Origin of the sequence: Synechococcus sp. BSA11S (assembly GCF_014224355.1) — a bacterium.
Lineage (GTDB): Bacteria > Cyanobacteriota > Cyanobacteriia > PCC-6307 > Cyanobiaceae > Regnicoccus_A.
Genome location: NZ_VNWP01000004.1, coordinates 134,603 through 160,527, shown reverse-complemented (window position 1 = coordinate 160,527; position 25,925 = coordinate 134,603). Strand labels below are relative to the sequence as shown.

The following is a 25,925-nucleotide window of genomic DNA, read 5'->3' as shown; positions in this document are numbered from 1 at the left end:
CACCGGTCCAATGTCGGCCCTCGTTCTGCTCATCGACCATGAAAGGGTTGGCCGTGATCGCCTGGCCACCCAGCTTCACGATGCGGGCTTTCATGTGCTTGTGGCCGATGATGGCCATCAAGGCCAGGCCATGGCCCTGCAGGCCAATCCCCAGTTGATCGTGGTGGAGCTGCTGCTGCCGGGAATCGATGGGCTGACGATCATGCAGCGGCTGCGGCGCGATCGGCGCACCAGCCGAACGCCCATGCTGGTGCTCACCGCCCTCAGCAGCCTCGATGACAAGCTGAGAGGCTTCAACTCCGGTGCCGACGATTACCTGACCAAGCCCTACGCCCCGGAGGAGCTTCTGGCCAGGGTCAAGGCACTGCTCCGCGGACGTGCCACCACACCCCAGCTGGTGCGGGCCTCCGAAGTGCTCAGCTACGGACCGCTCACCCTGGTGCCTGAGCGCTATGAGGCTGTCTGGTACGGAAGTCCCATCCGGCTGACACGCACCGAATTCGAACTCCTCCACTGCCTGCTGCAGCGTCATGGCCAGGTGGTGCCCTGGGCTGTGATCCTGAAGGAGATCTGGGGCTATGGGCCCGAGAAGGACGTGGAATGCATCCGGACCCACATCCGCCACCTGCGCGGAAAGCTGGAGGTTGACCGCCATAGACCGGCCCACATCAAAGCGATCTACGGAATCGGCTACTGCCTGGATCTTCCCCTTGATCCTGCTCAGCCGGCCGATGGCGCTCAGGCTGGCCTCGCTCTGGTGGGAGAGATCTTCGACCCGGCTGCTGGGATCAGCGCCGCGCCCCCTCTGCGCCTGGAGCAGAGGGGGCGGCGGCGCAGGGCCTGAGACGCCGATGTCACATTGATCACACCAGCCGGTGGTGTTTGTACGCGACCACCTGTTCAGCCGCGCTTGGATGGATCGAGGATTTCTCCACTCCGACCCTTCCTGCCGTGAACGACGTCTGTCCCTCGATCGATCCTTGCCTGGAGCGGGTGACCTGCCCGGTGATGGCCATGGCCAAATCGAAGAGCAAAGGCTGCAAAGCCAAGAAATGCTCCAACTGGAAGGGTGGCCGCTGCCGCTGCGGTCGCGACTGAGGGCCTCTGCAGGGTCCGGGTTTCAGGTTCGGTTCAGGCCGCAGCCGCTGCCGGCGCGTTCAGGGATTGATCCAGGATCATCAAGGCACCGAAATCGGTGCCGCAGTGGCGCACCTGAGCAAGCAGGTGCGCGACTTCGTTCTCTGCATCCACCTGGCTCTTGATCATCGGATCCAGAAAGATGGACGTACGGTAATCGCCGCAACGCTCGGCCAGGCTGTACAACTGCTGCAACGAAGTGGTGACTTCGGCTTCCATCTCGAAGACCGACACGAGCACGTCCTCAACGTTCGTCCATGTCTGCCGGGGCTGGGGCAGGGCGGCCAGCTCAACAGGCTGAGAGCGGGCCACCAGATAATCGACGAACAGCCCAGCATGGATCCTCTCACCATCAGATTCAGCTCTGGCGTAGCCGGCGAATCCGTTCAACTCACGCTGGATGAACCACACACCAAGTGACCAGTATGTGTAACTGGCCATCAATTCCATCTGGAGATGATTGCACAAACCCTGGTGCAATTCAGCCTCCATCTCCTGCGCGACTGGCCGACGTGGCAGAAGGGGAGCCGCGGACAGACTGCCGGCGCTGCTGCCGGCGCTGACAGGGTTGCTGATCACCATGAGGTCCATTTCACGACAACCACCCTACAAAGGGAGCCGGCACCCCTGCCTGACATCCATCTCTGTCCCCGCAGGACCCCCCGGCTGGTCCTGAACCGGACCCCCTAGGCTCCTCCCCAACCTCTGCGTGAAGTCGAACTCCCGCATGATTCCGGATCGCTTCGAACCAGCGGCCATGCCGGCCGATCTTGCCTCCCTCACACGCCTGTGCTGGTGTCTCGGGGTTCGCAGTCGTCAGGCCATCAAGGATCTCAGCACCTGCTCCAATCCTCAGCTCCGGGCCCGGCTGGAGCACCACCTGTTGCATCTGCGCCTGCAGGCCAACGCCATGGCACGGCATGCCGAGCTGATGGTCGAGTCGCTGGATTCAATCCACTGGGAAGTGGCGTTGTTGCATGAGGTCATGCGGCGCAATCGCCGTCTTTTCACCTTGGCCTCTCTGGTCTGATCGATCGGGAGAGCGTGCGGCCATGGGTGGGAGGACGCCCACAGCCCGTTGGCGAGGGGCTGCTTCGGGCCCTAGACAGGAGCGGTGAGATCAGATGACATGCGTCCTTCGAGCCAGTCGCGGCAGCACCACCAGATCCTGATTGTCGGAGGAGGCGCGGCGGGAATCACGGTGGCAAGCCAGTTGCTTCTTGCCCAGAGCGGACTGGATGTGGCGATCCTGGAGCCCTGCACCGATCACTACTACCAGCCCGGTTGGACCCTGGTGGGGGGAGGCATGATGACGCGGGAGCAGACCCGACGTGAAGAAGCTGAGCTGATTCCGACCGGTTGCAGCTGGATTCAAGCGGCGGCGGCTCGCTTTGAGCCTGAAGCCAACCAGGTGATCACCACTGACGGTGACACCATCTCCTACGACGCCCTGGTGGTGGCCACCGGCCTGCAGTTGTGCTGGGAACGCATCAAGGGTCTGAAGGATGCACTCGGTCGCCAGGGGGTCACCAGCAACTACTCCCGTGAGCACCTCCCCTACACCTGGGAGACCATCCGCAGCTTCCAGGGCGGCACCGCGATCTTCACCTACCCGGACACACCGATCAAGTGCGCCGGAGCTCCCCAGAAGATCATGTACATGGCCGACGACATCTTCAAGGCCACCAGCGGGGTGGGAGTGAACACCAAGGTGGTGTTCGCCACCGCAGGGCCCGGCCTCTTCGGTGTTCCTGTCTATGCCCGGGTGCTGAAGAAAGTGGTGGAGGAACGGGGCATCCAGGTGCTGCTTCGCCACAACCTCAAGGAGATCAGGGCCGATGAGCAGGTGGCGGTCTTCGAGGTCAGCGATCCGGAGGGGACAATCTCCCGCGAGGAGATCCCATTCTCGATGATCCATGCGGTGCCGCCGATGGCGGCCCCGGACGTCATTGCCGATAGCCCACTGGCCACGAGTGCTCCCGGCGGCTGGGTGGAAGTCGACAAGTTCAGCACCCAGCACGTCCGCTACCCCAACGTCTTCTCCCTGGGGGATGTGTCGTCGCTGCCCACCTCCAAGACCGCCGGGGCGGTGCGGGGTGAGGCCCCCGTGCTGGTCGCCAATCTGCTGGCCCACCTCGCCGGCAAGCCCCTGCAGGCCCGCTACGACGGCTACAGCGTCTGCCCGCTGATCACCGGCTACGACAAGGTGGTGATGGCCGAGTTCGACTATGACCTGGAGCCCGTGAGTTCCTTCCAGATCGACCCCACCCGCGAGCGCTGGAGCATGTGGCTGATGAAGACCAAGGGCCTGCCCTGGATCTACTGGAACCGGATGCTCAAGGGTCGGCCGCATGAAAGCCGCTTCCTCAAGCCCCTCAAACCCCTGGTCCAGGCCCTCGGACTGGCCTACAAGGGCTGATCGGCCAGCTCATCGAGCTGCTCCTGCATCTCCGCCACCACCCGCGCGTAGCAGGACTGCACGTAAGACCGGTCACGGCTGGCGGCATGGCCACTGCGCTCGAAGCGGATCGGCCGGCAGACGCGGGTGTGGATCTTGGCGGGCAGGGGCAGGTTGGGCAGCGGGCCCACGGCCAGGCCCCAGGGCAGCCCAAGGTAGAGCGGAAACACCTCGGGGTCGATGCCGAACAGCCAGGGAAGGCCGCGCTGATGCCAGCGCTGCATCGGTTCGTAGCAGTCCTCGAGAACGATCAGGGTGTCGTGGCTGCCCCAGGAGATCAGCGGCACGATCGGCACGTCGTGCCACAGGGCCAGCCGGATGAAGCCGGTGCGCCCCCTGAACTGGATGGTCTGGCGAAGCCGATGGGGACGGAAGGCATCCTGGCCCCCACCGGGGAACACCAACAGGCTGTCGCCCCGCTCCAGCACGGCCTTGGCCAGCCGGGGGTAGTAGGGAATCGCCCCGGTGCGGGCGGCCAGTTGCGCCGCCTGGGGGAACACCTGCCAGACCTTGGGGTGGGCGAGGCCGTACACGCGCCGCTCCAGACCGATGCGCCGGAACCAGTCGCGCATCAGCATCGGCAGATCAGGACTGGCCAGGCCACCGTTGTGGGAGCCCACCAGCAGCATCGGGCCTGCTGACGGAATCCGCTCCCAGCCACTGGTGCTCACCCGGAAATAGTGCTGGTAAAGCCAGTCCCAGAGTGGAAGCAGGCGCTGGATCACCCTCGGATCCCGCTCGGCTCCGGGCGCGGCGAACGCCGGGGGGCCATCAGGCATGGGAATGGGGTCGGAGCAAGGCCCTGACCCTAGGGGCGACGGCCGAGGGCGCCAAGGTTTCTGTTGGCTGCACCTGCCACTCTGGCCAGACTGAGATCAACACCACCGTTGGCCATGACAGCTGCGATCGACCGTCCCCTGCGGCTGCGGGCCCTGTGGTTGGCCTGGCTGCTCTGCATGCTCTTCCACGTGGATCTGGGGTTGATGCCCCTGTTCCATGGACTCTCGCCGGAGATCGAAAGCCATCTGGCCCAGGAACGGTTGCCGCTGCTGTTCACCGGGATGATGCTCTATTTCCTGGTGCCCGTGATCGCTGTGGTGCTTTTGGCTTACAGCGCCAGTGATCCCCGGCACCCTGAGCCCTGGCGGTCGTGGCGAAGGCTTCACTTCTGGCTGAGCGTGGTGTACACCCTCACCAATCTTCCCCATCTGGTGGCCGACATCCTGGTGCCCGACTCGAGGGGGGATCAGGTGGCACTGATGCTGGTTCTGGTGGTGATCGGGCTGCTGATCAACCGCGAGGCATGGTGCTGGTGGCGCGACTACCGGCCGGCTGGAGCCAGGCCGGCCGCATCGAACACCCCTTCGAACAGCACCGAGCTGAGGTAGCGCTCTCCGGAGTCGGGCAGCACCACCACGATCGTCTTGCCTGCGAAGCTCTCCTCGGCAGCCAGGCGAAGGGCGGCCGTCGTGGCGGCTCCGCAGGAGATGCCTGCCAGGATGCCCTCTTCGCGCATCAGCCGCCTGGCCATGGCCACGGCTTCCTGGTCGCTGACCGCCTCGACCCGATCCACCATCTGAAGATCAAGGTTTTCAGGGACGAAGCCGGCGCCGATCCCCTGGATCTTGTGGGGGCCGGGCTGGGGTGGCTCGCCGGCCTTGGCCTGGGCGATCACAGGGCTGTTCACAGGTTCCACGGCCACCGAGAGCAGCGACTGCCCGCGGGTGGCCTTGAAGTAGCGGCTGACCCCGGTGATGGTGCCGCCTGTGCCGACCCCTGCCACGAGCACATCCACATGGCCGTCGGTGTCGTCCCAGATTTCCGGTCCGGTGGTGTCGTGGTGAATCTGGGGGTTGGCGGGATTGGCGAACTGCTGGAGCAGCACATAGCGATCGGGATCGGAAGCGGCGATTTCATGGGCACGGCCCACCGCGCCGGTCATCCCGAGCTTGCCCTCAGTGAGCTCGAGCCGCGCGCCATAAGCGGTGAGCAGCTTGCGGCGCTCCAGGCTCATCGATTCGGGCATCGTCAGGGTGAGGGGGATGCCCCTGGATGCAGCCACGAAGGCCAGGGCGATGCCGGTGTTCCCGCTGGTGGGCTCGATCAGCTCCTTGCCGGGTCCGAGCCGCCCATCCTTCTCGGCCTGCCAGATCATGGCGGCACCGATCCTGCACTTGACCGAATAGGCGGGATTGCGCCCTTCAATTTTGGCCAGCACCGTCGCCCGGCTGTCACCGACCACCCGGTTCAGCTTCACCAGGGGGGTGCGGCCGATGCTCAGGCTGCTGTCAGCGAAAATCGATGCCATCGAGGACACGGGAACTTCGTGCACCTTCGCACCCTCGGGCCGTGAAGATCAATTGTCCTGCCAGGCCTCTCTCTGGTCCTGATGCCAGTGGTGCCACACCCGAATCGCCAGCAGGGCCACCAACACAGGAATCACAACGAAAAGGCTGAAGCTGCGCAGAGGGGAGGCCAGGTCGGGCGCAGTGAGGGGAAGGATCTGCTCCACCATGTAGAGGCCGTAGAGGCCCACCAGCAACACCCCTTCCCGTCGGGAAATCTCACCTCCGGTCCAGAAGATGGGCAGCAGAGCCACGGTGGTGGCCACCATGATCGGCAGATCCGAGCGAATCAAGGCGGGATCGACAGACAGCCCTCGCCCTCCGGAAACGAAGGCGCAGCTTCCAAGAATCAGGAGCTGATTGAGCAGGTTGCTGCCCACCACATTGCCGATGGCGAGATCGGTCTTGCCCCTGATGGCCGCCATGATCGAGGTCACCAGCTCCGGCATCGATGTGCCGGCCGCCACGATCGTGAGGCCGATCAGGGTCTGACTCACCCCCAGGCCCAGAGCGATCGCGGAGGCGCCCTTCACCAGGATCTGGGATCCCCACACCAGCAGGCCCAGCCCGGCAGCCAGTCGGATCAGGGCTGGGCCATAGCCGCCGTGCGCGTCAGCCGGATCGACTCCGTTGTGGTCTTCGGCCTGCTCTTCCCGGGCCGTGCGCGTTTCCCAGATGGTGTTGATCACCAGGGCGAACAGCAGGGCCAGGCCGGCCTGCCAGGTGACCCGCCCAGCCGAGGCCATGCCCCAGACCGCCATGGACACCGCCAGCAGCAGAGGCACATCCCGGCGAATCAGGCGGCTGTGCACCCGCATCGGCAGGATCACGGCGCTGATGCCGAGCACCACCAGCACGTTGAAGATGTTGCTGCCCACCACGTTGCCCAGCGCCAGATCGTCGATGCCCTGGAAGGAGGAGATCAGACTGACGAACAACTCAGGGGCGCTGGTGCCCAGGGCCACCACGGTGAGACCGATGACCAGCTGAGGAACTCCCAACAACAGGGCGAGAGCCACTGAGCCCTGAACGAAAAGTTCGCCGCCGCCGAAGAGCATCAGGATGCCCACCACGACCTCGATCACACTCAGCAAGGTGGCTCCTCGTGGAACCTGATTCTGCCTTCTGACGACCAGGACGCAGCAGCCGATTGCCGATCGCCTGAACAGGTGGCTGGAAGCGAACGGCTCTGATGGATCGGCTGTGCTCTGGGGCACAAAGGCTGTGGATTGTCACAAGCTGAGCCGATCGAGTGGACCGCAAGGAGCGCGGTCCCCCCCGGACCTTAAGGTTCGCCCCATTCATGTGAGGGGAACGAGTGGCAATCGCCCGCCCACTGACCTGGCTGAATCAGATCAGTTCGCAACACATCAAAGGGGATGTCTTCGGCGGTGTCACTGCGGCTGTTGTGGCTCTGCCGATGGCCCTGGCCTTCGGCGTGGCCTCAGGAGCCGGTGCGGTTGCAGGCCTTTGGGGGGCCGTGCTGGTGGGGCTGTTTGCCGCGCTCTTCGGCGGGACCCCCACCCTGATCTCGGAGCCCACGGGCCCGATGACGGTGGTGATGACGACGGTGATCGCCAGCCTGACCTCGCAGGCCTCCAACCCCGAAACGGGTCTGGCGATGGCCTTCACCGTGGTGATGATGGCCGGGGCATTCCAGATCCTCTTCGGGATCCTGAAGCTGGGCCGCTACATCACGATGATGCCCTACACGGTGATCTCGGGCTTCATGTCCGGCATCGGCTTCATCCTGATCATTCTTCAGATCGGTCCCTTCCTGGGTCAGGCCATCCCCAAGGGCGGAGTGATGGGAACCCTCTCAGCCCTGCCCCAGCTCCTTGCCGGGGCGAGGCCGGCGGAGGTGATCCTGGCGGTCGTCACCCTGGCAATCATCTGGTTCACGCCGGCCCAGGTGAAGCGCTTCGCCCCACCCCAGCTGGTAGCCCTGGTGGTGGGAACCCTGCTCTCCCTCACTGTGCTCAATGCCGGCAGTGGCCCTGAGGCGGAAGCGATTCGGCGCATCGGTGAGATTCCGAGCGGCTTCCCCCGACTTGTGGTCCCCCAGTTCGAGCCTGATCTGTTCAAGCTGATGGTGGTGGATGCCCTGGTGCTGGGTCTGCTGGGCTGCATCGATGCCCTGCTCACCTCCGTGGTGGCCGACAGCATCACCCGCACGGAGCACAACTCCAACAAGGAACTGATCGGCCAGGGACTGGGAAACATCGTCTCCGGTCTGTTCGGCGGCATTGCCGGTGCAGGAGCCACCATGGGCACCGTGGTGAACATCCAGACGGGTGCACGATCGGCGCTCTCCGGCATCACCCGAGCCCTGGTGCTGATGTTGGTGATCCTGGGGGCTTCCGGTCTGGCTGCTTCCATCCCGATGGCCGTGCTGGCTGGCATTGCCCTCAAGGTCGGCATCGACATCATCGATTGGAGCTTCCTGCGCCGCGCCCACCATGTGTCGATCAAGGGGGCGATGATCATGTATGGCGTGATCCTGCTCACTGTCCTTGTGGATCTGATCGTGGCCGTAGGTGTCGGCATCTTCGTGGCCAACATCCTCACGATCGAGAAGATGAGCACCCTGGAGACGAAGTCGGTGAAGGCAATCAGTACCGCCGACGATGACCTCAATTTGCCAGAGAATGAAAAGGCTCTTCTCGATCAGGGAGGCGGCAAGGTTCTCCTCTTTCAGTTGATCGGTCCGATGATCTTTGGTCTGGCTAAAACGATCTCCCGCGAGCACAATGCCATCAAGGAGTGTCAGTCAATCGTGTTCGATCTCAGCGAAGTGTCTCACATGGGGGTGACCGCATCCCTGGCTCTCGAGAATGCCGTGAAGGAGGCGATCGAGAAGCAGCGCAATGTCTACCTGGTGGGGGCTGAAGGGAGCACCCTCAAGCGCCTCAGGAGCCTCAAGGTGTTTGGTCTTCTGCCCTCCGACCACGTGGAAATGAGCCGGGCTGAAGCCCTGGCGGATGCGTTGGAAACCACGGCTGGAGCGGTCTGATCAGGTCAGTGATCAGCTCAGGAGTGCGGAAGCAGGAGGTCCCCCTGTCCCGGTGGGTCAGATTCATCTCCTCCATCGAATGACTGTGGCCCATGCTGTTGACCCGTCCAAACTGGGCAGCCATCCAACGCAACTTGTGGATCAGTCGGTCATCGGCCCTTGGACGGCGACTTTCGAGGTACAGATGGGAGAGCGCGCAGGTCTCGTTACGGCATTCAGATGTTGTCTGAGTTCCGAGAATTAGATCACCGGGCCCCCAGAGAGCATCAAGGTGATCAACTCAGCTTCCTGATTTCAGGTCACCTGCCTGACATAGCCATCGCTGATCAACCAAATCATCCCTGTCGGCAATACCGAATTGGGCTTGAGATTCAGGACAGGAGTCTGTCCGCGCATGAGTGGTTGCAACACTGGACAACAATGCGCAAGGGAATTCATCCAGACGGATCGTCGAAGTGGCTGATTGGAAGCGAACAGACTGATTCTTGCTCCACTTCAAGTGGGCCAAACATAGAAGCACCCCAATCGATTTGGACCCCTCGTTCAGACAGGATCCACAATTCATGGAATCAGCCGCGTTATTCAGTAGGTCTGCAGATGCAAAAAACCACCGAGGCCTCCTGGCTCCGGTGGATTGATGGGGGGCGGGGGCCGTGGGAACCCGGAGACTGTGGGGAGAGACCCTGGAATCAGCGGCGGTTGGAGCGTGAGACGCGAACCGGGCCCAGCACGGGTTGCATCATGCCACCGCCGCCACTGTCGTCGTCCGAGTCGGTGGTGAGCCAGAAGGCGAGACCGAACAGCGCGAGAACGCTGGAGACAAGCAGCAGTTCGGCCATCGATCAGGGCTCAGGGTGCTCACAACCTAGCCAGAATCCATGGCCCTGCTGTGACCGATGCTGCGATCGGACCCTCCCAGGCCATGGGTACGGGTTCCGGGAGGGCCTCAGGCGAAGCCCTGGCCAGCGTCCTTGGCCACACAGGCCTGAAGCTGGCGGCGCAGGCGCTTGTGATCCAGATCCTTGCCAATCAGGACCAGCTGGTTCTTGCGCTCACCCGTCCAGTCACCGTCGTCGATCGAAAAACGCTTCCCAGCCAGGTGGAAGACGTGGCGCCGCTCGCTTTCGTTGAACCAGAGGATCCCTTTGGCCCTGAAGACTTCCGTCGGCAGCAAATTATCGAGAAAATTCTGGAATTTGCGCAGGGCGAAGGGCCCATCGCTGGAGAAGGAGAGCGAGGTGAAGCCCTCGATCGCGAGGTGATCGGCTGGATGCTCAGCTGATCCCGCATCATGCTCGTGGCTATGGGCGTGATGGCTGTGGTCATGATGGCTGTGGTCGTGGCTGCAGTGGCCATGGTCGTGGTCACAGTCGCCATGGTCGAGCTGGTCCGCACCCTGGGGCTCGGCGGCGACTGTGGCGTCTCCGTCCACCACCCGGTCGGATTCGAACAGGCCCACGCTCAGCAGCAGCGGCAGGGCCACGTCTCCTTTGACCGAGCGCAGGATGCGGGCATCCGGTTTGAGGTTGCGCAGGAGGCTTTCCAGCTGCTGCAACTTCGGCTCGGGCACCAGATCGCACTTGTTGAGCATCAGGATGTCGCCGTAGATCACCTGGGCGCGGCCCACTTCGCTCTCGAAGCTGCTCTCTTCGAAGTTCTCGGCATCGATCAGGGTGATGATCGAATCCAGGCGGGTGGTGTCGCGCAGCTCACTGCCCAGAAAGGTCATCGCCACCGGCAGGGGATCGGCCAGCCCGGTGGTTTCCACCACCAGATAATCCACAGGCTCCGGGCGCTCCAGGATCCGCTCCACCGCTTCCAGCAGCTCGCCGTTGATCGAGCAGCAGATGCAGCCATTGCTGAGCTCCACCATGTCTTCACCGGTGGCGATGATCAGGTCGTTGTCGATGCCGATTTCACCGAACTCATTGACCAGCACAGCGGTCTTCAGACCGCTCTGGTTGGTGAGGATGTGGTTCAGCAGGGTGGTTTTGCCGGCACCGAGGAAGCCCGTGAGGATCGTTACCGGCAGAGAGCTGGGCGCCGGATCAATTCCGGCGACCAGGGGGGCTGCTGAGGGTTGACTCGAGCTGGCGGGAGTGGCGGTGGTGGTCATGGAGAAGGAATGGTGCCGCAGGGGAGCGCAGCGGCCTAGAAGGTGTGGCAGCAGTCTGACGCCTGGCTCAGAACTGGAAGCTGGTCTTCACCAGGCCTCCCAGCTGGCTGAAGCTCTCCCCTGATGGGGTGCCCTGGCCGAGGGGCCGGCTCAGATAGAACAGGGCCGGAGTGACCGAAATCGAGTCGCTGACCTGGAATCTGTACCACCACTCCCAGACGAAATTCTGATCCTGAGGCGTTGCTCCACCCTGCAGGGCCGTTGCAAACACAGGCTGGCCGACCGCCAGGCCCAAAGCGTTCCCCCTGGCGAACACATCGCTCCACTGGAGGCCCAGCATCCACGACTGGCTTGTGGCGAGAGCACCGTCGTCCTGGGTGTCGTCGTAGGAGGTGGTGTTGAGGCCCCAGCCGGCGCTGATCGAGGGGATCCAGCCTGAGGCGGCGGGCTGCCAGTAGCCACTCAGGCCGAAGGCGTTGGTGTGGCTGCCCGGCTCTGCACCAGCGGTGCTGGCGAAGGGCGTGGCGCCAGGCACCTCCACGCTGCTCTGCAGATAGGAATAGGTGGCCGCCAGAGCCCACTGCTCCTTGCGGTAGCCGATCTGAACGGTACCGGTGCCCGCGGAAGCGCTGGTGCCGATCCCCCCCACGTTCGGGTTGCCCAGGTTGCCGTTGGCGGCCACGTAGCTCCCGCTGACGCTCCAGCCATTGCTCTGCCACCAGAGGCCGGCTCCGGGGCCGAGATTCTTGTTGTAGGCCGCCGGCGCCCCGTTGAGGGTGAGCACGTTCAGGATGGTGTCGGTTGGATACACGCTGGGCCAGAGGGCAAGCATGTCCTCCTGCCCCACCCGGCCGCCGAGTGTCGCGGTGAACCCACTGCCCAGCGGGAACTGGTAGTAGAGCTTGTCGATACCGAGGGAATCGGCACCCGATGCTTCCTGGAAGGCGATCTCCAGGCCGGAGAGGTTTCCGGTGGGCCCGGCCCCACCAAAGGCCGAGTCTCGGAAGTTGCCCGCCCGCAGAATCGTGCGCAGCAGGTCCTTGCCAGTGAAGCTGGTGTCGAGAGTCAGCTGGAGGTCATAGCTGAACGTGGTGGCACCCACCTCGGCTCGGGCGGCGTTCACGGTATCGCTGGAGCTGCCATTGAAGGCATTGGCCCCCACCACGAAGGTGGCCAGGCCGCTGAGTTTGGTGGTGGTGGAGAACTGGTTGGCCTCCAGCTCACCGACCTTGGCCTCGAGGTTGTCGACCCGGCCGCGCAGGATGGCGAGTTCCTTCTCGAACTCCTTGAGCAGACCGCGCAGTTCGTCGGTCACCTCGGTGATCCGATCGAGACAGGCGTTGAGCAGAGCAGCGGCTTCCCAGCGGCTCAGCGGCTTCCTGCCACGGAAGATGCCATCGGGGTAGCCAGCGACGCAGCCATAGCGCTCGATCAGGTTCGAGAGCGCCTGGTAGGCCCACTCGGTGGGCTGCACATCCGAGAACTGGGTGATGCTGGTGACCTGGTCCTGGCTGTTGTCGAAGGAGCTGTTGGCGTATCGATTGATGCCGTCGAGGTTCAACTCAGCCGCCATTGCCTCAGGGCAGGGGTGGGGGGCAACAGGGGACAGCAGTGCAAGGGCGACTGGAGCGACCAGGCGCAGCAGCAGGTGAGTCATCGGTGGCGAAGGGCTCAAAAGTGACCTGGAGGATCCGGCCCGAGGCGTCGAGGCAACGCGTCGGTCTCCCAGGAGTCGGCATGAGAATGATAACGATTATCGCTTGACTCTTCGTCGTTCTGCGCCGGTTGTTGCTCTGGCGTTGTCGCTCTGGTGATGGGCGGGGCGGGCCAGCACCCTTCCTTTGGCTCGGGATCAGCGGCCCAGAACTTGGTCCACTCATTCGAGAGCGTATTGACCTGCAAAGTGAAGACGCCACTCCCATTGGGCGTTACCACCCGTGGTCAGGCAGGGCATCGGATTGCGCTTCATTTGAGCGATCTGGGCTTCGCTCTGCTCCTAAAAGAGTAAAAGATTCAGCCTGACATGTTGTTGATGGCTGCCAAAGGCCAGGTCGGCGGTCTTTCAGGCACGGCAGGTAGATGACAGGCCCACCGCTGCGCAGCACAGCCAGCAATGGTCACGAGAATGAGGCCTGTTGGAGATTGCGGTCGGGTCCCATCTGAGAGGCTGTCGCGCCAGCCATGGGGTTCACATGGCCAGCTGGAAGGGTCACTGCTCCGCCAGTGATTCCAACCCCCAGAGCGAAGACAATGACAGGCTGTGCTTGGACCATTGGAGCCGCGAACAGTCCACGAAAAGATTAGTAAGGAATCTGACTTTGTATTGCCCTGCGTCGAGTAAAAACGACGTTCTGTGAGATAAGATACGTCGCTGGGTGATCATGACTCCTTGATCATGACTCCTTGATCATGTCTCCTTGATCATCAGTTGATCTGCGACCAGGCTCGTACCAGGGCCTCACCCCCCTGGCGGTCGCAACGGCCGCCCCAGCCATCGACGATCGTGCAGGTGTTGCGCACCAGGGTGGCCATCAGGCTGAGGGGACCTTCGGGACCCATGGCCAGGCCATCGGCGGCCAGGGGCACCGCAGCGATCGGCACACCGCTGAGTTCGCTGATGCGCTGGAGCGTTCTCGCGGGAGGGCTCTGCTCGGCGAAGAGGCGCGGGGTGGAGCCGGCACGGAGAGTTTCGACGACCTGGCGGAAGGCGTCGGGCCGCAGTGCCTCACTGGTGCTGGTGGCATCCACCAGGGGCAGTTCATCGAGGCCGTAGGCCAGAGCCAGGCTGGCGAAGGCGCGGTGGCTGCTGGCCAGGGGAGGCCAGGGCCTGGGGATGGAGTTGAACTGGACCCGATTCCAGGCGTCAAGGCGCTGGAGCAGCGCGCCCATGGCCTTGGAGCGCCGCTGGATGCCCTCAGCTGCCGGCGGATCCAGCTGACTGAGTTGGTCCGCGATCACCGCCGCCATGGCCTCCGCCTGGCGGGGATTGTGCCAGAGATGTGGGTCCTGGCCGCCGTGATCGTGGCCGCTGTCGCTGCTGTGGTTGTGATCACTGGCGTGGTCTTGGTCGCCTTTTGGCGTGAGTCTGGGGGGCTGGGGCACCGCCTGCTCGGACACGGCCACCGCCCCCGGCAGACCCGCCAAGGCCGGGGTGAGGCCGTAGCCGCTGATCAGCAGCAGCCCGGCGCTGGTGATCTGGGCTTTCTGCTCGGGGCGGAGCCGAAAGTCGTGGGGATCATCGCTGGGCTGCAGCAGGCAGCTCACACTCAGCTTGCCGGCGGCCAGCCGCTGGCTGAGATCGCAGAGCACACCATCAGCCGCCACCACCTGAGGCGGATCCGGGCTTCGGCTGCAGGCCAGCAGGGCAATCCCCAGGCCTGCGCAGACCAGCAGCAGCGCCGGTGGGAGCGGCTTCCCCCAGGGGGACGGCCAGGGGCCCGGGCCGGGGGCCATGGGTGGCGGACTGCGTCGCACTGAGTGCAGGCAAGGCCTAAGAATGATAACAGTTCTCATCTCAGACCGCTCTCAGGCCCTCGCTCTCACCGGACTTGCGGCAGCCGGTCGCCTCGGTCGTCGGTAGGTTGCGACAACGTTTCCCCTCTGCCGGTGCCGATGGCCCTCGAGGCCCGTCATCTCAGCGTGCGCCGCGGCGAGGGACTGGCCCTGGAGGACATCAGCTTTCGCCTGGACCCTGGCACCCTCACCGCCCTGGTGGGACCCAATGGCGCCGGCAAGAGCACCCTGCTTCAGGCGATCGAAGGCCAGATCCCCCTGCTCTCCGGCGAACTCCTGCTCGATGGTGCAGCGCTCACCCCCCGCCGGGCCCGGCGCCAGCTGGCCCTGATGCCTCAGCGGGGGGAAATTGCCTGGCACTTTCCGATCAGCGTGCGTGAGCTGGTGGGCCTCGGCCGGCTGATGGCGGCCCGCCCCGGCTGCTGCGCCGTTGAGGCGGCTCTGCAGCGGGTGGGGATTGATGCCCTGGCCTCGCGCCGCCTTGATCAGCTCTCCGGCGGCCAGCAGCAACGGGCCCTGCTGGCCCGCCTGCTGGTGCAGCCCGCTTCGGTGCTGCTGCTGGACGAACCCTGCGCGGCGATTGATCCCCCCTCCCGCACCCAGTTGCTGCAGGTGATGGGCCAATTGCGTGATGCTGGCTTCACTCTGCTGGTGAGCAGCCACGACTGGGGCCACGACCTCGATGCCTACGACCGCGTGCTGGTGATTGACCGGCGGTTGCTGGCCGATGGTCCCCCGGCCTCAGTGCGCCACTCCCTTGGCGACCTGCGCCTGGGTAACCATTGCTGCGGCTGATGGCGCTGTGTTCAGGTGTCTGCGCTGGCGGAGTGGCGACAGCGCGGACAGCGGCCGAAGTATTCCAGGGTGTGGAACAACAGCTCAAAGCCCTGGGCCGCCTCGGGCTGGGGCTGGATGCCATGCATCGGACAGTGGTCCAGCGGCAGCGTCAGGCCGCAGGACACGCAGGTGAGGTGATGGGTGTCTCGCTCCCGGGGGGCATAGAGGGCCTCACCACTGGGCAGGTGGCGGCAGCGGGCCAGACCCAGGCGCTGGAGCTGGCGCAGGTGCCGGTAGACCGTGGCCAGTCCGATCGGCTGGCCGTTGAGACGCAGGCGCTGGTGCAGCTCCTGACCGGAGAGTTCCTCGCTGCTCTCGCGCAGCATCGCCAGCACGCTCACCTGTTTGGCGTTGAGCTGCTGGCTGTCCGCCTCGGAATCCATCGGTGTCTGACCCGGCCCCTGGGCGGGATCCTATGCAGACCCCCCCAGTTCCTCCGCCCAGAAGCAGCCCGATGACCGCGACCTGGTGGATGCTGCCCCTGGCTCTGGCCCTGCTCAGCGGCCTGCTCTGTCCCCTGGCGGGCACCCTGTTGCTGGTGCAGGGTCGCCTGTTCCAGGCCAATCTGATCTCCCATGCCGTGCTGCCCGGACTGGCGGTGGCCCTGGCGCTGGGCCTCGACCCAGGTCTGGGCGGGGTGGTGAGCGGAGTGGCCGGCGCCCTGCTGGCGGAGCGTTTCAGCCGGCCCGCCAGCTCCGGAGGCCGTGGCGATGAGGCGGTGCTGAACACGGTGCTGGCCGGATTCCTGGGCCTTGGGGTGCTGCTGATTCCGCTGTTGCGCATCCGTGTGAACCTCGAAGCGGTGCTCTTCGGTGATCTGCTCGCTGCCGGAGCGCCGGATCTGCTGCGCACCGGCCTGTCGCTGCTGGCGGTGCTGGGGCTGCTCTGCTTCCGCTACCGCCAGCTGGTGTTCCTGGGTGTGGACCCCCTCGGGGCGGCCAGTTCCGGGCTGGCGGTGGGACGCCTGCGCCTGCTGCTCACCGTTGTGACTGCGCTCACGGTGGTCAGCGCCATGACGGCGGTGGGGGTGGTGCTGGTGATCGCCCTGATGGCGGCTCCTGCCCTGCTGGCCCTGGAGGGGGCGATCAGCCTGCGCCAGGCCCTGCTGCGGGCGGCCCTGATCGGGGCCCTGCTGGCCGGCTGCGGCTTTGTGCTGGCGATTCAGCCAGCCATCAACCTGCCGCCGGGGCCACTGATCGGGGTGCTGAGCCTGCTGCTGCTGCCGCTGGTGCTCCGGCGCAGGGGCTGAGTGGCAACCGTCGGATTCAGGCGGCCTCCAGCCAGCTCACCCGTCGCACCGGTCCGTCGAGCACGCTCAGTTCGAGGCTGGTGGCATCGAGCAGGGCGGCCCTGGGCTCGGGGCGTGGTTGGCCCATGGCAGTGCCGGGGCTGACCAGGGGACGCAGGGCGAGCAGCAACCGGTCGGCGGTTGGGTCATAGCTCAGTCCGGTGCCCGGCTCCAGTTCCCAGCCCTTCAGGGTCAGCCGTCGTTCGCCACCGGCGCCGCCCAGGGCCAGAACCGTCAGCTCCGGCCGCTCGATCCCGTCGAGCAGCAGCGCCCAGACCCGCTCACCGCCCCTGGAACAGGCGCTGGCCAGCAGGGCCTCCTGACCCAGCCAGAGGGTTCTCGGGGCCTGGGCCGGCTCCACCAGCTCCAGGGAGCGGCGGAAGTCAGGCCAGTGTCGTGCGAGCAGGGCCCGGCCCGCCACGGGACAGAAGCTGCTGAGGTCACGGCTGCCGGGCAGCAACTGGCGGCGGGCCGGGCGCGGCGGCAGGGTCCTCAGGGTCAGACCATCGGCCTCGGGCACGATCATCGAGCCCCCCTGGGGCACCAGCGCCACCGGCCCTCGGGCCTCGAGGTCCAGTCGCCGGCGCGAGCCCGACCTCCCCCAGAGGACCACCTCCTCCTGAGGGGGCTCCAACGCCTGACTCCACTCCTCCCCTGGATCATCCCTGCCCCGGGAAGCGGGTGCCGCCTGAACCAGCAGATCGCCATTGTCGTTGCTGCTCAGCCTGGCGTAGACGAAGCTCTGTGAACTGAACGGCTGCAGCTGACCCGGATGGGCCGACCCCAGGGCACTGGATCGCCTGGCCAGGTGGCTGCGGCGCAGGTCGAGCCGCCAGACCCGGTGCCGTCCCTGCTGATCCCGGCTGACCACTCCGAGGCCCGAGCCATCCCCGAGAGCCACCGCCTGGGAGATCGCGGGCCAAACCGGCGTGAGCGACTTCCAGTGGCCATCAGGTGTGCGCAGACGCACCTGCTCGCCTCCCGCCACGGGCACCACCGCCAGCAGGTCAGGGCGGGGATCCCAGAACCAGCGCTGAAGCGGAAGGGCCAGGCCCCGTTGGTCGACCCCCTTCAGCCGAAGCTCCAGAGGCTGATCGATGCGGGTCCCCACGTCCGGCAACAGCAGCAGTGGGTTCCCCTCCCCCTGGATCGTGAAGGGCAGTGCCGGTAGCAGTCGACTGCTGCCGGCCACACTGAGAGCCCGCATGGGCCGGCTGAATCGCAGGCTCAGGGCCGCGGGGCCTGAACTGGCACTGGCCTGGCGCAGCTCCAGCAGCCTCGGAGGACGATGCCAGAGCAGCTGCTGCTGCAGCAACGCCAGGGCGCCGGCCGCCAGCAGCAGCACCATCAGTCGCCGCTGCCGGCGCCACCAGCCCAGGGGGGACTGCCTCATGGCTCCAGGGGTTGGCGAGGCCGGGGAATGGCCTTCACCCGATCGGCCCTGACCACGCTGCGCTGGCGACCAGCCACGGTCTCGCTCTCCATCACCCCCTCCACGCTCAGCCACTGGTCAGCCCGGGGAGTGGGCCGGTCATCGGGCCAGCGCACCGGCAGGCCGACAGGTACGGCATCCACCAGGCAGCAGCGCACCAGAAGGCGGGCCAGGTGGGGCTCCTCGCCCGGCATGGGCAGCACGAAGCCGCTGATCCGCACGGAATTCCCCGCGTGGAGGCTCGGGTCAGGATCACTGCGCAGCAGACGCACCCAGTCGGTGAGGCTGCGCTGGGCCGGGGGCAGCACGAAGCTCAGGCCTGGTTCCTCCAGCAGGTTGGCCTGCCGGTTGGCGGCCAGATCGGCAAAGGAGGGCCTGGGGGGGAGGGCCAGCACCGCCAGGGCTGCGCCGATGCTCAGCCATGTGGTCCAGCGCCCGCACGTCCTGTTGTCGTCCCCCCGGCGGCCCCTGATCTCCACGGCGGCCATCAGCAGGAGCAGGATCCCGCTGGCCCAGACGAGGGGATGAAACACGGCCCGCAGCAGCAGATCAAGGCGTCCGCTCAGGGCGCTCTGCAGGAGCGCGATGCCCCAAAGGGCCAGGGCCAGGGCCTTTAGCACCTTGGGCTCCAGGCGCTGCAGAAGCCCGGAACCGGCGGGCCGGCGCCTGGGGATCAGAGCAGGAGAAGGTTGACCCATTGGCTGATCAGTAACACCACCAGGGACGCTGCCCCGGCCGTGAGCAGAATGGCGCGGGGCCGCAGCAGAACGCCGAACAGCCCCACCAGCTTGAGGTCCATCACGGGGCCGAGCAACAGAAAAGCCAGCACCGCCCCGGGGGTGACCTGCGCCGCAAAGCCCAGGGCCAGGAAGGCATCCACGCTGGAGCAGACCGACACCACCAGGCTGAGCAGCATCAGGCTCAGGATCGAGAGGGTGGGGGCGCCTCCCACCGCGATCAGCCACTGGCGCGGTACCAGGGTCTGCACCAGGGCGGCGATGGCGCAGCCCATCACCAGCAGCAGACCCAGCTCCAGAAACTCGGCTCCCCCATGGGACAGCACCTGGCCCAGGGGTGGGCGCCGAGTGGTTCCGAGCGTGGTCGTCCCTGCTGCGGTCGCGGGGCTTCCGATCAGGCCGCCCCGTCGCTCCAGCAGGTTCACCTCATCAAGGGGCTGGCTCAATCGCCGCTCCTCCAGGAGAGCCGGCTGCAGCAGCTCGGTGTCGGGGAGCAGTCTCAGCAGTGTGGCCAGGGCCACCGCGATCAGCACGGCCCCCAGGGGACGTGCCGCCAGCAGCCAGGGCTGATCGGGAAACGCCGCCCAGGTGCTGGCCAGCACGATCGGGTTGAGAACCGGCGCTGCGAACAGAAAGCCCAGAGCGGTGGCCACCGGCGCCCCTTTCACCAGGAGATGCCGGGCCATGGGGACGTTGCCACATTCACAGGCGGGAAGGGCAAAGCCCAGGGCGGCCCCGCTGAGGGGGCCCATCAGCGGGTGGGATGGCAGGGACCTCACCCACCGCCCCCCCGGGCTGATCCAGCGGGCCAGGCTGGAGAGGACCACACCGATCAGCAGAAAGGGCATCGCCTCCACCAGCAGGGCCTGGAACAGGGCCCAGGTCGTGGCCAGCCGCTCCACGTTCATCACAGCAGGGCCTGGGCGAACCACCCAGGGGTGGCCTCGAAGCAGGCGGCGTTGCGGACGTCTTCGCGGGCTTCCACCTTCCAGCAGCAGCTGCGGCCGTCGTCGCGGGCTAGCAAGAGTTGATTGGCCCATGTCCAGACCAGCTCGGCGCTGCTCTCCATCCCGACATTCGCCATCACCCGCAGGTCGAGGGCACCCTGGGCGTGCAGGGCCTGCCACTGCTCCAGGAGGGGATCATCGGCGTTCACCAGAAAGGTGTGATCGAACTGCCCGGCCAGCTGCGCCTCCAGCTCGCGCAGCCCGGAGAAGTCGACCACGAACCCGTTGGCATCGAGCTGGCGGGCGCGGAACCAGCAGGTGAAGCTGCGGCTGTAGCCGTGCACGAACCGGCAGTGTCCCTGGTGCCGCCACTGCCGATGACAACAGGGGTAACCGCTGAATTGTTTCGAGCAGGTGTACGAGGCCATCGCTGAGATGGGAGAGGATCGCAACAGCCGGACTCCCCTCCCTTGGAGGCATCATTTCAGCCCCACAGCCCGATCGGTGGCGACCCGGCCTCCTGGCTGGATCAACTGCGCTTCGATGACGCCGGATTGATTCCCGCCATTGCCCAGGACTGGCTGGATGGCGCCGTGCTGATGCTGGCCTGGATGAACCGCGAGTCGATCGCCCGCACGCTGGCCACGGGTGAGGTGCACTACTGGAGCCGTTCCCGAGCCGAGTTGTGGCACAAGGGCGCCACCAGCGGCCATCTGCAGCGGCTGCGGGGCCTCCGCTACGACTGTGACAGCGATGTGCTGCTGCTGACGGTGGAGCAGGTGGGCGATGTGGCCTGCCACACCGGCTCCCGCAGTTGCTTCTTCACAGCGGGTGGCTCTTTGGAGAGCAGGAATCCAGAGCCTGCGGATCCTCCGGCCGATGCCTGCAGTGAGCTGGCGCGGCAGATCCAGGATCGCCACGATCATCCGGTGGAGGGGAGCTACACCAACCGCCTGCTGGCGGGAGGCGACAACCGCATCCTCAAGAAGATCGGCGAGGAGAGCGCCGAGTTCGTGATGGCCTGCAAGGACGACGAGGCCGACGGCATCGCCGGGGAAGCGGCTGATCTGATCTTTCATCTGCAGGTGGCCCTGGCCCATCACGGGGTCGAGTGGCGTCGGGTGCTGGAGGTGCTGGCCGCCCGCCGCGGCGCCCCACGCCGCAGTCAGGGCCGCGAATAGGGTCGGATCACTTGCGGCAGGCACCCTTGCTTCCTCCAGCTCAGGACCCTTCCGCCAACTGCGGCGGCCGCCCGCCGCTTCTGGCCACCGGCGTCGCTCCCCTGGGGATCATCTCGATCGGGATCGTCCCGATGGGTGTGGTGGCCATCGGTGTGGTGCCGATGGGGGTAATCAGCCTCGGGGCCGTCTCCATGGGTCTGGTGTCGGCCGCAGTGGTGAACATGGGGGTGCTCACCGCCGGGGTCACCACCATGGGGGTGTGGTGGGCCGGCCTCGAGGGCCATGGACTGGTGCGACTGAACCCACCGGCCTCGCCACCTGTGTCCCTGCCGGTGGATCCGGCCGGTGCCCCGTCACACCACCATCACCAGCCTTAGGGACGCGCCCCGAAGCGGCTGGGTTGCTTGTACAACCAGCGCACCGTGGCCCGGTCACGGGCGCTGAGGGTCAGCACCGGCCGGGGGCCAGGCACCGCAGCCATGGCATCGGCAGGCTGATCACTGTGGCCCCAGAGCCCGATGGCGTGGCCCAGCTCGTGCAGCGCCGTGGCCTGCAGGGCTTCCTGGCGCTGATCAGGGCTGATCAGCACCACCACCCGAGGCTCCAGGCGCCACTGCCCCTGCCGTTGAACCTCCACCAGTTCCAGCTGGGCCCGCCCATGGCTGGCCCGGCGGCGGCGACCCTGGGCATCCAGCAGCGGTGGACGGCGCCGCTCGATCAGGATCTGGGCCCGGCTGGAATCGCTCACCTGCACCAAGGTCAGTTCCGAGCCCCAGCTGGCCAGGGCGGCATCGACCGCCTGCTGCCAGCGATGCTCGAAGCGTGATCCAGGACCCTCTTCCCCCAGGGGCTCCACCCACACGCACCAGCGATCAAGCCGCGGCCAGCCCAGAGGAGTGGTCTCCAGCCGGTGGCGATAGTCGGGGCCACCGTCGGCCAGGACAGGGTCCTGCTGCTGGGCTGAACTGCCTTCATGGGCGGCCGCGGCAGCGGGGGAGACCGTGGCGGGTCGGCTGGCGCTGGCGGCAGGGCAGAGCTCCTGGCGGTCTGGAATGGCCTGAGCAGGGCCGGCCATCACCAGGGCCAGAAGGGCCAGGCAGGGCAGGGCGCGCATCTCAATCTCAGCCCGGAAGTCCCACACCGCGGGCCATCAGTGTGGCCAGCAGGGGGATGGTGGCAAAGCCCACCAGTTCGATGTTCAGGATCCAGCCGAGGCGGCTGGCGAGAGCCTGGCTCACCTTGGGGAGATCCCCCTTGCGCAGCGGGATGGCCCAGAGGATGTAGGTGACTGTGGGATACAGCGAGAGAGCACCCACAGACAGGTAGACCCCCACCTTCCACCAGAAAAGAGGGTTTTCCGTGTAGAAGCTGCTGCCCTGGCCGTAGTGCAGCACCCGCAGGATTCCGCTCAGCAGCACCAGGAGAGCCGCAAGGCCATAGACGATGTCGGTGATCACCATGGTGATCGCCACGGACCGATCCGGATCCGGGCGAATCAGGCGGCGTTCCAGCACCAGAGCCCCGAAACAGACCATGAAGCTGAGGTAGTGGACATAGGCCACCGCAGCACTGGGAAGCACGCCGGTGGGCAGGACCAGGGCGGCAGGCAGATGAACCAGGGCTGTCATGGCCGGGGTTGGGCTTGAACGGCCCATGACCGTAGCGAGGCAGGGGCGGCGTCGAGCCGAAGCGCCCCTGGCGTGAGCCAATCGAAGTGAATTCCAAAAACCGAAGCAAGTTGGAAGTTGGAAACCTTTCCGGTGGTTTTGGGATGTGTGAAATTTCGCCTTAGATTCAACAAAGCTTCGAGGCAGATCATGGTCAGTTCGCTGAGTGCCTTTCTCGGAGAGATCGGACGTCACCAACTACTCACCCCATCCCAGGAGCTCACCCTCGGCCGCAAGGTGCAGGCGATGATCGCCCTCAACGAGCGCTGCTCCCAGGCCGGTGGCAGTGGTGAAGCCTGCGACTACAGCGATGTGGAGCGCCGCACCATCCGCACCGGTGAACGGGCCAAGGATCAGATGATCACGGCGAATCTGCGCCTGGTGGTGAACCTGGCCAAGCGCTACCAGGGCAAGGGCCTTGACCTGCTCGACCTGATTCAGGAAGGAACCCTTGGCCTGGTGCGGGCCGTCGAGAAGTACGACCCGACCCGGGGTCATCGTTTCAGTACTTATGCTTATTGGTGGATCCGTCAAGGCCTCAATCGGGCTCTGTCCACCCAGAGCCGCACGATCCGCATTCCGGTGAATGTGAATGAAAAGCTCACAAAACTTCGTGCTGCCAAAGCACGGTTGCTGCAGGCCAATGGCCTCTCCGCATCCCCGAAGGAACTGGCCACGAGCATGAATCTTCCGCTCACTGATGTGGAAGATCTCCTGGCCTGCGAGCTGCGCAGTGTCACGGTCAGCCTGCAGGGGGTGGTCAAGTCCAAGTCGGATCCCACTGAGCTGGTCGACGTCCTCCCCAGCAACGAGATGCCCCCCCTGGAGAGAGCCGAGCTGGCCGAGCGCAGTGCATCCGTGTGGCGGTTGCTCGATGTCTCGAACCTCACCCCCCGTGAGCGCGCTGTGGTGATGCTCCGCTTCGGACTCGACGGCAGCCACGAATGGCGCACGCTCGCCGAGGTGGCCCGGCAGCTGGGCTGCAGCCGCGAATACTGCCGTCAGGTGGTGCAGCGAGCCTTGCGCAAATTACGCAAGGCCGGTGTCCAGAGCGGTCTCGTGGAAGCCGGCTAGGGAGAGATCACCGCCCCAATCCGGCCTGAAACCGTCCTTGTGCTCTCCATCAAGGTTGAGGATGATGCCGGGGTTCGTTGCTCCCCGAGCGAGCCATGGCTCCAATCGACGCCGGTTTTTCTGACCCCTCCGAAGGGTCCCCCTATGCCGGGGAATCCAGCGCTGGGGATCAGTCCACCGTGGAGGCGGAGGTGCTGGAAAGCACCGTTGTCGATGAAGGGGTGCTGCAACGCCTGCTGCGCAGGGCGGGTCGTGCCATTGCTCTGCCGGCCCTGGAATGCCTTGAACTGCTGCTGGATGGCAACACGCCTTCCCAGGTGAGGCTCACGATGCTCGCGGCCCTCACCTATCTGTTGCTTCCGCTCGATCTCATCCCAGATTTCATTCCCGCAGCCGGTTTCAGCGATGATCTGGTGGCGCTCACGGCCCTCCTGGGACTGACGGGCCGTCACCTCACTCCTGACATCCGGACCCGGGCACGCCGCAAACTGGATCGCTGGTTCCCCCCCGGCCGTTGATGCCTGACCACAGCAGCGAGGCCCGGGCCCTTGCGGGCATCGCCTCCCTCGACACCGCTCAGCTGGAGGATCTGCAGAGCTTCCTCAAGGACTGGCTTCGCCACCGGGGACGGACGCAGGCAGACCTGCGCCGCGCACTGCGCGCCGAGTCGATCCGGATGCCTGTTCTGCTCGAGACCCTCCAGGACCTTCACGCTGAGGCAGGTCTCACTGCCTTGGCTGCACGGCTCTGCGGCATCGATGAGCTGTGGCAACGGGAAGAGGGAGGGCCCGGAAGCCCGAACGAGGCAGGGGAGGATCCCTTCAGCCAATTGGATCTGCTGCTGGAAGAGATCCGACAGGATCAGCGGATCTAGCCTTCAGAAGGCAGAGTGGGCTCAGCCACGTCATTCATATCTCCATGGCGCCAACGCCCCAAAAGCCTCTGGCGAGTCCGCGATTCCGCCTGCAGTCCTTTGTTCCCGTGGCCGCAACGGTCCTGGCACTCCTCTCCAGTGCGCCCACGGCTCTGAGGGCCCAGAGCCTCCGCTACAACCTCGGGCCGGGCAGCAACGTGGGTGTTCCCACCCAGGTGGAGCCCACCGACTGCGTCACCGATCCCACCGATGGGGCGGTCACCTGCGACACCAAGCTCAAGAACCCTCCGGGTGATACCCCCGCGCGACCCAGATTCGAGCCGTTCAACAACTGATGAGCAGGTTGTCCGGCCTTTTCGACGACGAGACGTTCCTGGCCCTCGTCGATCGCTTCGAGCGTCAACTGGCCAAGGCGCTCTCAGCTCTGCTCTGCGTGGTGCTGATCGCCGCCTCGGCCCAGCTGTTCCTTCGGGTCTGGCAGGAATTCTTCAACCCCAGCACCGGCTGGCTCGGGAACGATCTCATGGGGATCCTCGGGGATGTGCTCACCGTGCTGATCGCCCTTGAGGTGCTTCAGAACGTCACGGCCTACCTGCGACACCATGTGGTGCAGATCGAGCTGGTGCTGCTCACGGCCCTCACCGCCGTGGCGCGGAAGGTGATCGTGCTTCAGCCGGGGGCGGAGGACAAACCTCTTCTGCTGGTCGGACTGGGGGTCACGGTGGTGAGCCTGTCGGCGGGCTACTGGCTGGTGCGCTCTTCCACACTGATGGGGAAGGTGTCCAGAAGAGGGCGAACCAAAGTGTTCCGGGAGCCGGATCTGTAGCCACCACCCTGTGGCGGCGCCGGGGGGCGATCAGTAGGCTGTCTCCGGCCACCAAATCGCGGGCTTCTTCCTCATCCTCGAACTGCAACCTGGCACTGCCACGAAGCAGCAGGATCCATTCGGATTCCAGCTGGTCGTACCAATGGCCGGCTCTGGTGCTGTGGGAGCAGGAGTGAATGCGCTCCAGGCGCAGACCTGAGTCGTCCAGCAGCACATCCACCCGCTCCTCGCCCGATGGGGGGCAAGGGCTCTCGAGCAGGTTTCCCAACCCATCCTTGCGCTCGGCGCCGGCGGCAGGTTCACCCCAGCGCCTGCCGATTTCATAGCCCTGCGCCCGGGCCAGGGACACCACCTCCTGGTGGCTGGAGCACGCCCTCAGGGCCTGGCGCAGTTCAGGCCGGGCCTCGCTGAGGGCGATGAAGGCATTGAGCTGGAGCACTTTCTCCAGAAAGACCTGCAGCTGCTCCTCGGCCATGGCTG

Annotated in this window: 31 protein-coding genes; 15 read left to right on the top strand and 16 right to left on the bottom strand. The window is 65.5% G+C overall.

Features of this window, described 5'->3' with window-relative positions; genetic code table 11:
* The first annotated feature begins 10 nt into the window (after positions 1-10).
* Positions 11-844 (top strand): response regulator transcription factor, encoded by an 834-nt coding sequence (locus FPZ61_RS05415; protein ID WP_185465308.1) that lies wholly within the window; start codon positions 11-13, stop codon positions 842-844.
* 38 nt (positions 845-882) lie between these two features.
* On the top strand, positions 883-1,098 hold the full coding sequence (locus FPZ61_RS05410; RefSeq protein ID WP_185474770.1) for a hypothetical protein: 216 nt from the start codon (positions 883-885) through the stop codon (positions 1,096-1,098).
* Between the two features lie 33 nt (positions 1,099-1,131).
* Here FPZ61_RS05410 and FPZ61_RS05405 read toward each other — a convergent pair whose 3' ends face one another.
* A complete protein-coding gene (locus FPZ61_RS05405) occupies positions 1,132-1,719 on the bottom strand; it encodes a ferritin (protein ID WP_185465306.1) in 588 nt (195 codons plus the stop codon).
* A gap of 175 nt (positions 1,720-1,894) precedes the next feature.
* On the opposite strand from FPZ61_RS05405, the gene FPZ61_RS05400 reads away from it, so the two are divergent.
* The gene (locus tag FPZ61_RS05400; RefSeq protein ID WP_185465305.1) at positions 1,895-2,167 is read left to right on the top strand and encodes a hypothetical protein; all 273 of its coding nucleotides are present in this window, start codon (positions 1,895-1,897) and stop codon (positions 2,165-2,167) included.
* Positions 2,168-2,266: 99 nt separating this feature from the next.
* Positions 2,267-3,556: an FAD/NAD(P)-binding oxidoreductase gene (locus tag FPZ61_RS05395; protein ID WP_185465304.1), complete on the top strand. Its 1,290-nt coding sequence runs from the start codon at positions 2,267-2,269 to the stop codon at positions 3,554-3,556.
* On the opposite strand, the gene FPZ61_RS05390 is transcribed toward FPZ61_RS05395, so the two are convergent.
* Positions 3,544-4,374 carry a lysophospholipid acyltransferase family protein gene (locus FPZ61_RS05390; RefSeq protein WP_185465303.1) on the bottom strand — a complete coding sequence of 277 codons (831 nt, stop codon included), beginning with the start codon at positions 4,372-4,374 and terminating at the stop codon, positions 3,544-3,546. The genes FPZ61_RS05395 and FPZ61_RS05390 overlap by 13 nt on opposite strands.
* Positions 4,375-4,488: 114 nt before the next feature.
* Here FPZ61_RS05390 and FPZ61_RS05385 point away from each other — a divergent pair, with 114 nt between their 5' ends.
* Positions 4,489-4,983 (top strand): hypothetical protein, encoded by a 495-nt coding sequence (locus FPZ61_RS05385; protein WP_185465302.1) that lies wholly within the window; start codon positions 4,489-4,491, stop codon positions 4,981-4,983.
* Here FPZ61_RS05385 and cysK read toward each other — a convergent pair.
* Both cysK and FPZ61_RS05375 read right to left on the bottom strand, forming a co-directional pair.
* Positions 4,917-5,903: a cysteine synthase A gene (cysK, locus tag FPZ61_RS05380; protein ID WP_185465301.1), complete on the bottom strand. Its 987-nt coding sequence runs from the start codon at positions 5,901-5,903 to the stop codon at positions 4,917-4,919. The genes FPZ61_RS05385 and cysK overlap by 67 nt on opposite strands.
* 48 nt (positions 5,904-5,951) lie before the next feature.
* Complete coding sequence (locus FPZ61_RS05375; protein ID WP_370594267.1) at positions 5,952-6,998, bottom strand: calcium/sodium antiporter; 1,047 nt, start codon at positions 6,996-6,998, stop codon at positions 5,952-5,954.
* Between the two features lie 260 nt (positions 6,999-7,258).
* Between FPZ61_RS05375 and FPZ61_RS05370 the strand changes: the two genes are divergently transcribed.
* A complete protein-coding gene (locus FPZ61_RS05370) occupies positions 7,259-8,953 on the top strand; it encodes a SulP family inorganic anion transporter (RefSeq protein ID WP_370593380.1) in 1,695 nt (564 codons plus the stop codon).
* Positions 8,954-9,642: 689 nt separating this feature from the next.
* Here the strand turns inward: FPZ61_RS05370 and FPZ61_RS05365 are convergent.
* The 4 genes from FPZ61_RS05365 to FPZ61_RS05350 form a co-directional block, all read right to left on the bottom strand.
* The gene (locus tag FPZ61_RS05365; RefSeq protein ID WP_185474763.1) at positions 9,643-9,792 is read right to left on the bottom strand and encodes a hypothetical protein; all 150 of its coding nucleotides are present in this window, start codon (positions 9,790-9,792) and stop codon (positions 9,643-9,645) included.
* A 107-nt stretch (positions 9,793-9,899) separates the two neighbouring features.
* On the bottom strand, positions 9,900-11,069 hold the full coding sequence (locus tag FPZ61_RS05360; protein WP_255441388.1) for a GTP-binding protein: 1,170 nt from the start codon (positions 11,067-11,069) through the stop codon (positions 9,900-9,902).
* 67 nt (positions 11,070-11,136) lie between these two features.
* Positions 11,137-12,726, bottom strand: a complete 1,590-nt coding sequence (locus tag FPZ61_RS05355) for an iron uptake porin (protein WP_185465298.1) — start codon at positions 12,724-12,726, stop codon at positions 11,137-11,139.
* A gap of 767 nt (positions 12,727-13,493) precedes the next feature.
* Positions 13,494-14,522: a metal ABC transporter substrate-binding protein gene (locus FPZ61_RS05350; protein ID WP_185465297.1), complete on the bottom strand. Its 1,029-nt coding sequence runs from the start codon at positions 14,520-14,522 to the stop codon at positions 13,494-13,496.
* A gap of 159 nt (positions 14,523-14,681) precedes the next feature.
* Here FPZ61_RS05350 and FPZ61_RS05345 point away from each other — a divergent pair, with 159 nt between their 5' ends.
* Positions 14,682-15,377: a metal ABC transporter ATP-binding protein gene (locus tag FPZ61_RS05345; protein WP_185465296.1), complete on the top strand. Its 696-nt coding sequence runs from the start codon at positions 14,682-14,684 to the stop codon at positions 15,375-15,377.
* Between the two features lie 11 nt (positions 15,378-15,388).
* Here FPZ61_RS05345 and FPZ61_RS05340 read toward each other — a convergent pair whose 3' ends face one another.
* A complete protein-coding gene (locus FPZ61_RS05340) occupies positions 15,389-15,802 on the bottom strand; it encodes a transcriptional repressor (protein ID WP_185465295.1) in 414 nt (137 codons plus the stop codon).
* 71 nt (positions 15,803-15,873) lie between these two features.
* On the opposite strand from FPZ61_RS05340, the gene FPZ61_RS05335 reads away from it, so the two are divergent.
* Entirely contained in the window at positions 15,874-16,668 is a 795-nt protein-coding gene (locus FPZ61_RS05335) for a metal ABC transporter permease (protein ID WP_185465294.1), read from the top strand.
* 16 nt (positions 16,669-16,684) lie between these two features.
* Here FPZ61_RS05335 and FPZ61_RS05330 read toward each other — a convergent pair whose 3' ends face one another.
* Genes FPZ61_RS05330 through FPZ61_RS05315 form a run of 4 tightly spaced genes read right to left on the bottom strand, consistent with a single transcriptional unit; the run spans position 16,685 to position 20,251 of the window.
* Complete coding sequence (locus tag FPZ61_RS05330) at positions 16,685-18,100, bottom strand: hypothetical protein (RefSeq protein ID WP_185465293.1); 1,416 nt, start codon at positions 18,098-18,100, stop codon at positions 16,685-16,687.
* On the bottom strand, positions 18,097-18,837 hold the full coding sequence (locus FPZ61_RS05325) for a TIGR03943 family protein (protein WP_185465292.1): 741 nt from the start codon (positions 18,835-18,837) through the stop codon (positions 18,097-18,099). The genes FPZ61_RS05330 and FPZ61_RS05325 overlap by 4 nt, the downstream gene beginning before the upstream one ends.
* Entirely contained in the window at positions 18,813-19,784 is a 972-nt protein-coding gene (locus FPZ61_RS05320) for a permease (RefSeq protein ID WP_185465291.1), read from the bottom strand. Before FPZ61_RS05320 ends, FPZ61_RS05325 begins: the two co-directional genes overlap by 25 nt.
* Positions 19,784-20,251: a 6-carboxytetrahydropterin synthase gene (locus FPZ61_RS05315; RefSeq protein ID WP_185465290.1), complete on the bottom strand. Its 468-nt coding sequence runs from the start codon at positions 20,249-20,251 to the stop codon at positions 19,784-19,786. The genes FPZ61_RS05320 and FPZ61_RS05315 overlap by 1 nt, the downstream gene beginning before the upstream one ends.
* 42 nt (positions 20,252-20,293) lie before the next feature.
* On the opposite strand from FPZ61_RS05315, the gene hisIE reads away from it, so the two are divergent.
* Positions 20,294-21,004: a bifunctional phosphoribosyl-AMP cyclohydrolase/phosphoribosyl-ATP diphosphatase HisIE gene (gene hisIE / locus FPZ61_RS05310; RefSeq protein ID WP_221629797.1), complete on the top strand. Its 711-nt coding sequence runs from the start codon at positions 20,294-20,296 to the stop codon at positions 21,002-21,004.
* A gap of 26 nt (positions 21,005-21,030) precedes the next feature.
* A complete protein-coding gene (locus FPZ61_RS05305; protein ID WP_221629796.1) occupies positions 21,031-21,381 on the top strand; it encodes a hypothetical protein in 351 nt (116 codons plus the stop codon).
* Here FPZ61_RS05305 and FPZ61_RS05300 read toward each other — a convergent pair.
* A complete protein-coding gene (locus tag FPZ61_RS05300; protein WP_255441387.1) occupies positions 21,378-22,118 on the bottom strand; it encodes a matrixin family metalloprotease in 741 nt (246 codons plus the stop codon). The genes FPZ61_RS05305 and FPZ61_RS05300 overlap by 4 nt on opposite strands.
* Positions 22,119-22,125: 7 nt before the next feature.
* Positions 22,126-22,632 carry a DUF2214 family protein gene (locus tag FPZ61_RS05295; protein ID WP_185465289.1) on the bottom strand — a complete coding sequence of 169 codons (507 nt, stop codon included), beginning with the start codon at positions 22,630-22,632 and terminating at the stop codon, positions 22,126-22,128.
* A 189-nt stretch (positions 22,633-22,821) separates the two neighbouring features.
* On the opposite strand from FPZ61_RS05295, the gene FPZ61_RS05290 reads away from it, so the two are divergent.
* From FPZ61_RS05290 to FPZ61_RS05270, 5 genes are all read left to right on the top strand, one after another.
* The gene (locus FPZ61_RS05290; RefSeq protein ID WP_185465288.1) at positions 22,822-23,745 is read left to right on the top strand and encodes a sigma-70 family RNA polymerase sigma factor; all 924 of its coding nucleotides are present in this window, start codon (positions 22,822-22,824) and stop codon (positions 23,743-23,745) included.
* 95 nt (positions 23,746-23,840) lie between these two features.
* Complete coding sequence (locus FPZ61_RS05285; protein ID WP_185465287.1) at positions 23,841-24,263, top strand: YkvA family protein; 423 nt, start codon at positions 23,841-23,843, stop codon at positions 24,261-24,263.
* Entirely contained in the window at positions 24,263-24,619 is a 357-nt protein-coding gene (locus FPZ61_RS05280; protein ID WP_185465286.1) for a hypothetical protein, read from the top strand. Before FPZ61_RS05285 ends, FPZ61_RS05280 begins: the two co-directional genes overlap by 1 nt.
* A 107-nt stretch (positions 24,620-24,726) precedes the next feature.
* Positions 24,727-24,954 (top strand): hypothetical protein, encoded by a 228-nt coding sequence (locus tag FPZ61_RS05275; RefSeq protein WP_370593379.1) that lies wholly within the window; start codon positions 24,727-24,729, stop codon positions 24,952-24,954.
* Entirely contained in the window at positions 24,954-25,445 is a 492-nt protein-coding gene (locus FPZ61_RS05270; protein ID WP_185465285.1) for a phosphate-starvation-inducible PsiE family protein, read from the top strand. Before FPZ61_RS05275 ends, FPZ61_RS05270 begins: the two co-directional genes overlap by 1 nt.
* Here FPZ61_RS05270 and FPZ61_RS05265 read toward each other — a convergent pair.
* Positions 25,336-25,920, bottom strand: a complete 585-nt coding sequence (locus FPZ61_RS05265) for a Nif11 domain/cupin domain-containing protein (protein ID WP_185465284.1) — start codon at positions 25,918-25,920, stop codon at positions 25,336-25,338. The two genes, FPZ61_RS05270 and FPZ61_RS05265, sit on opposite strands and share 110 nt — an antisense overlap.
* Positions 25,921-25,925 lie beyond the last annotated feature (5 nt).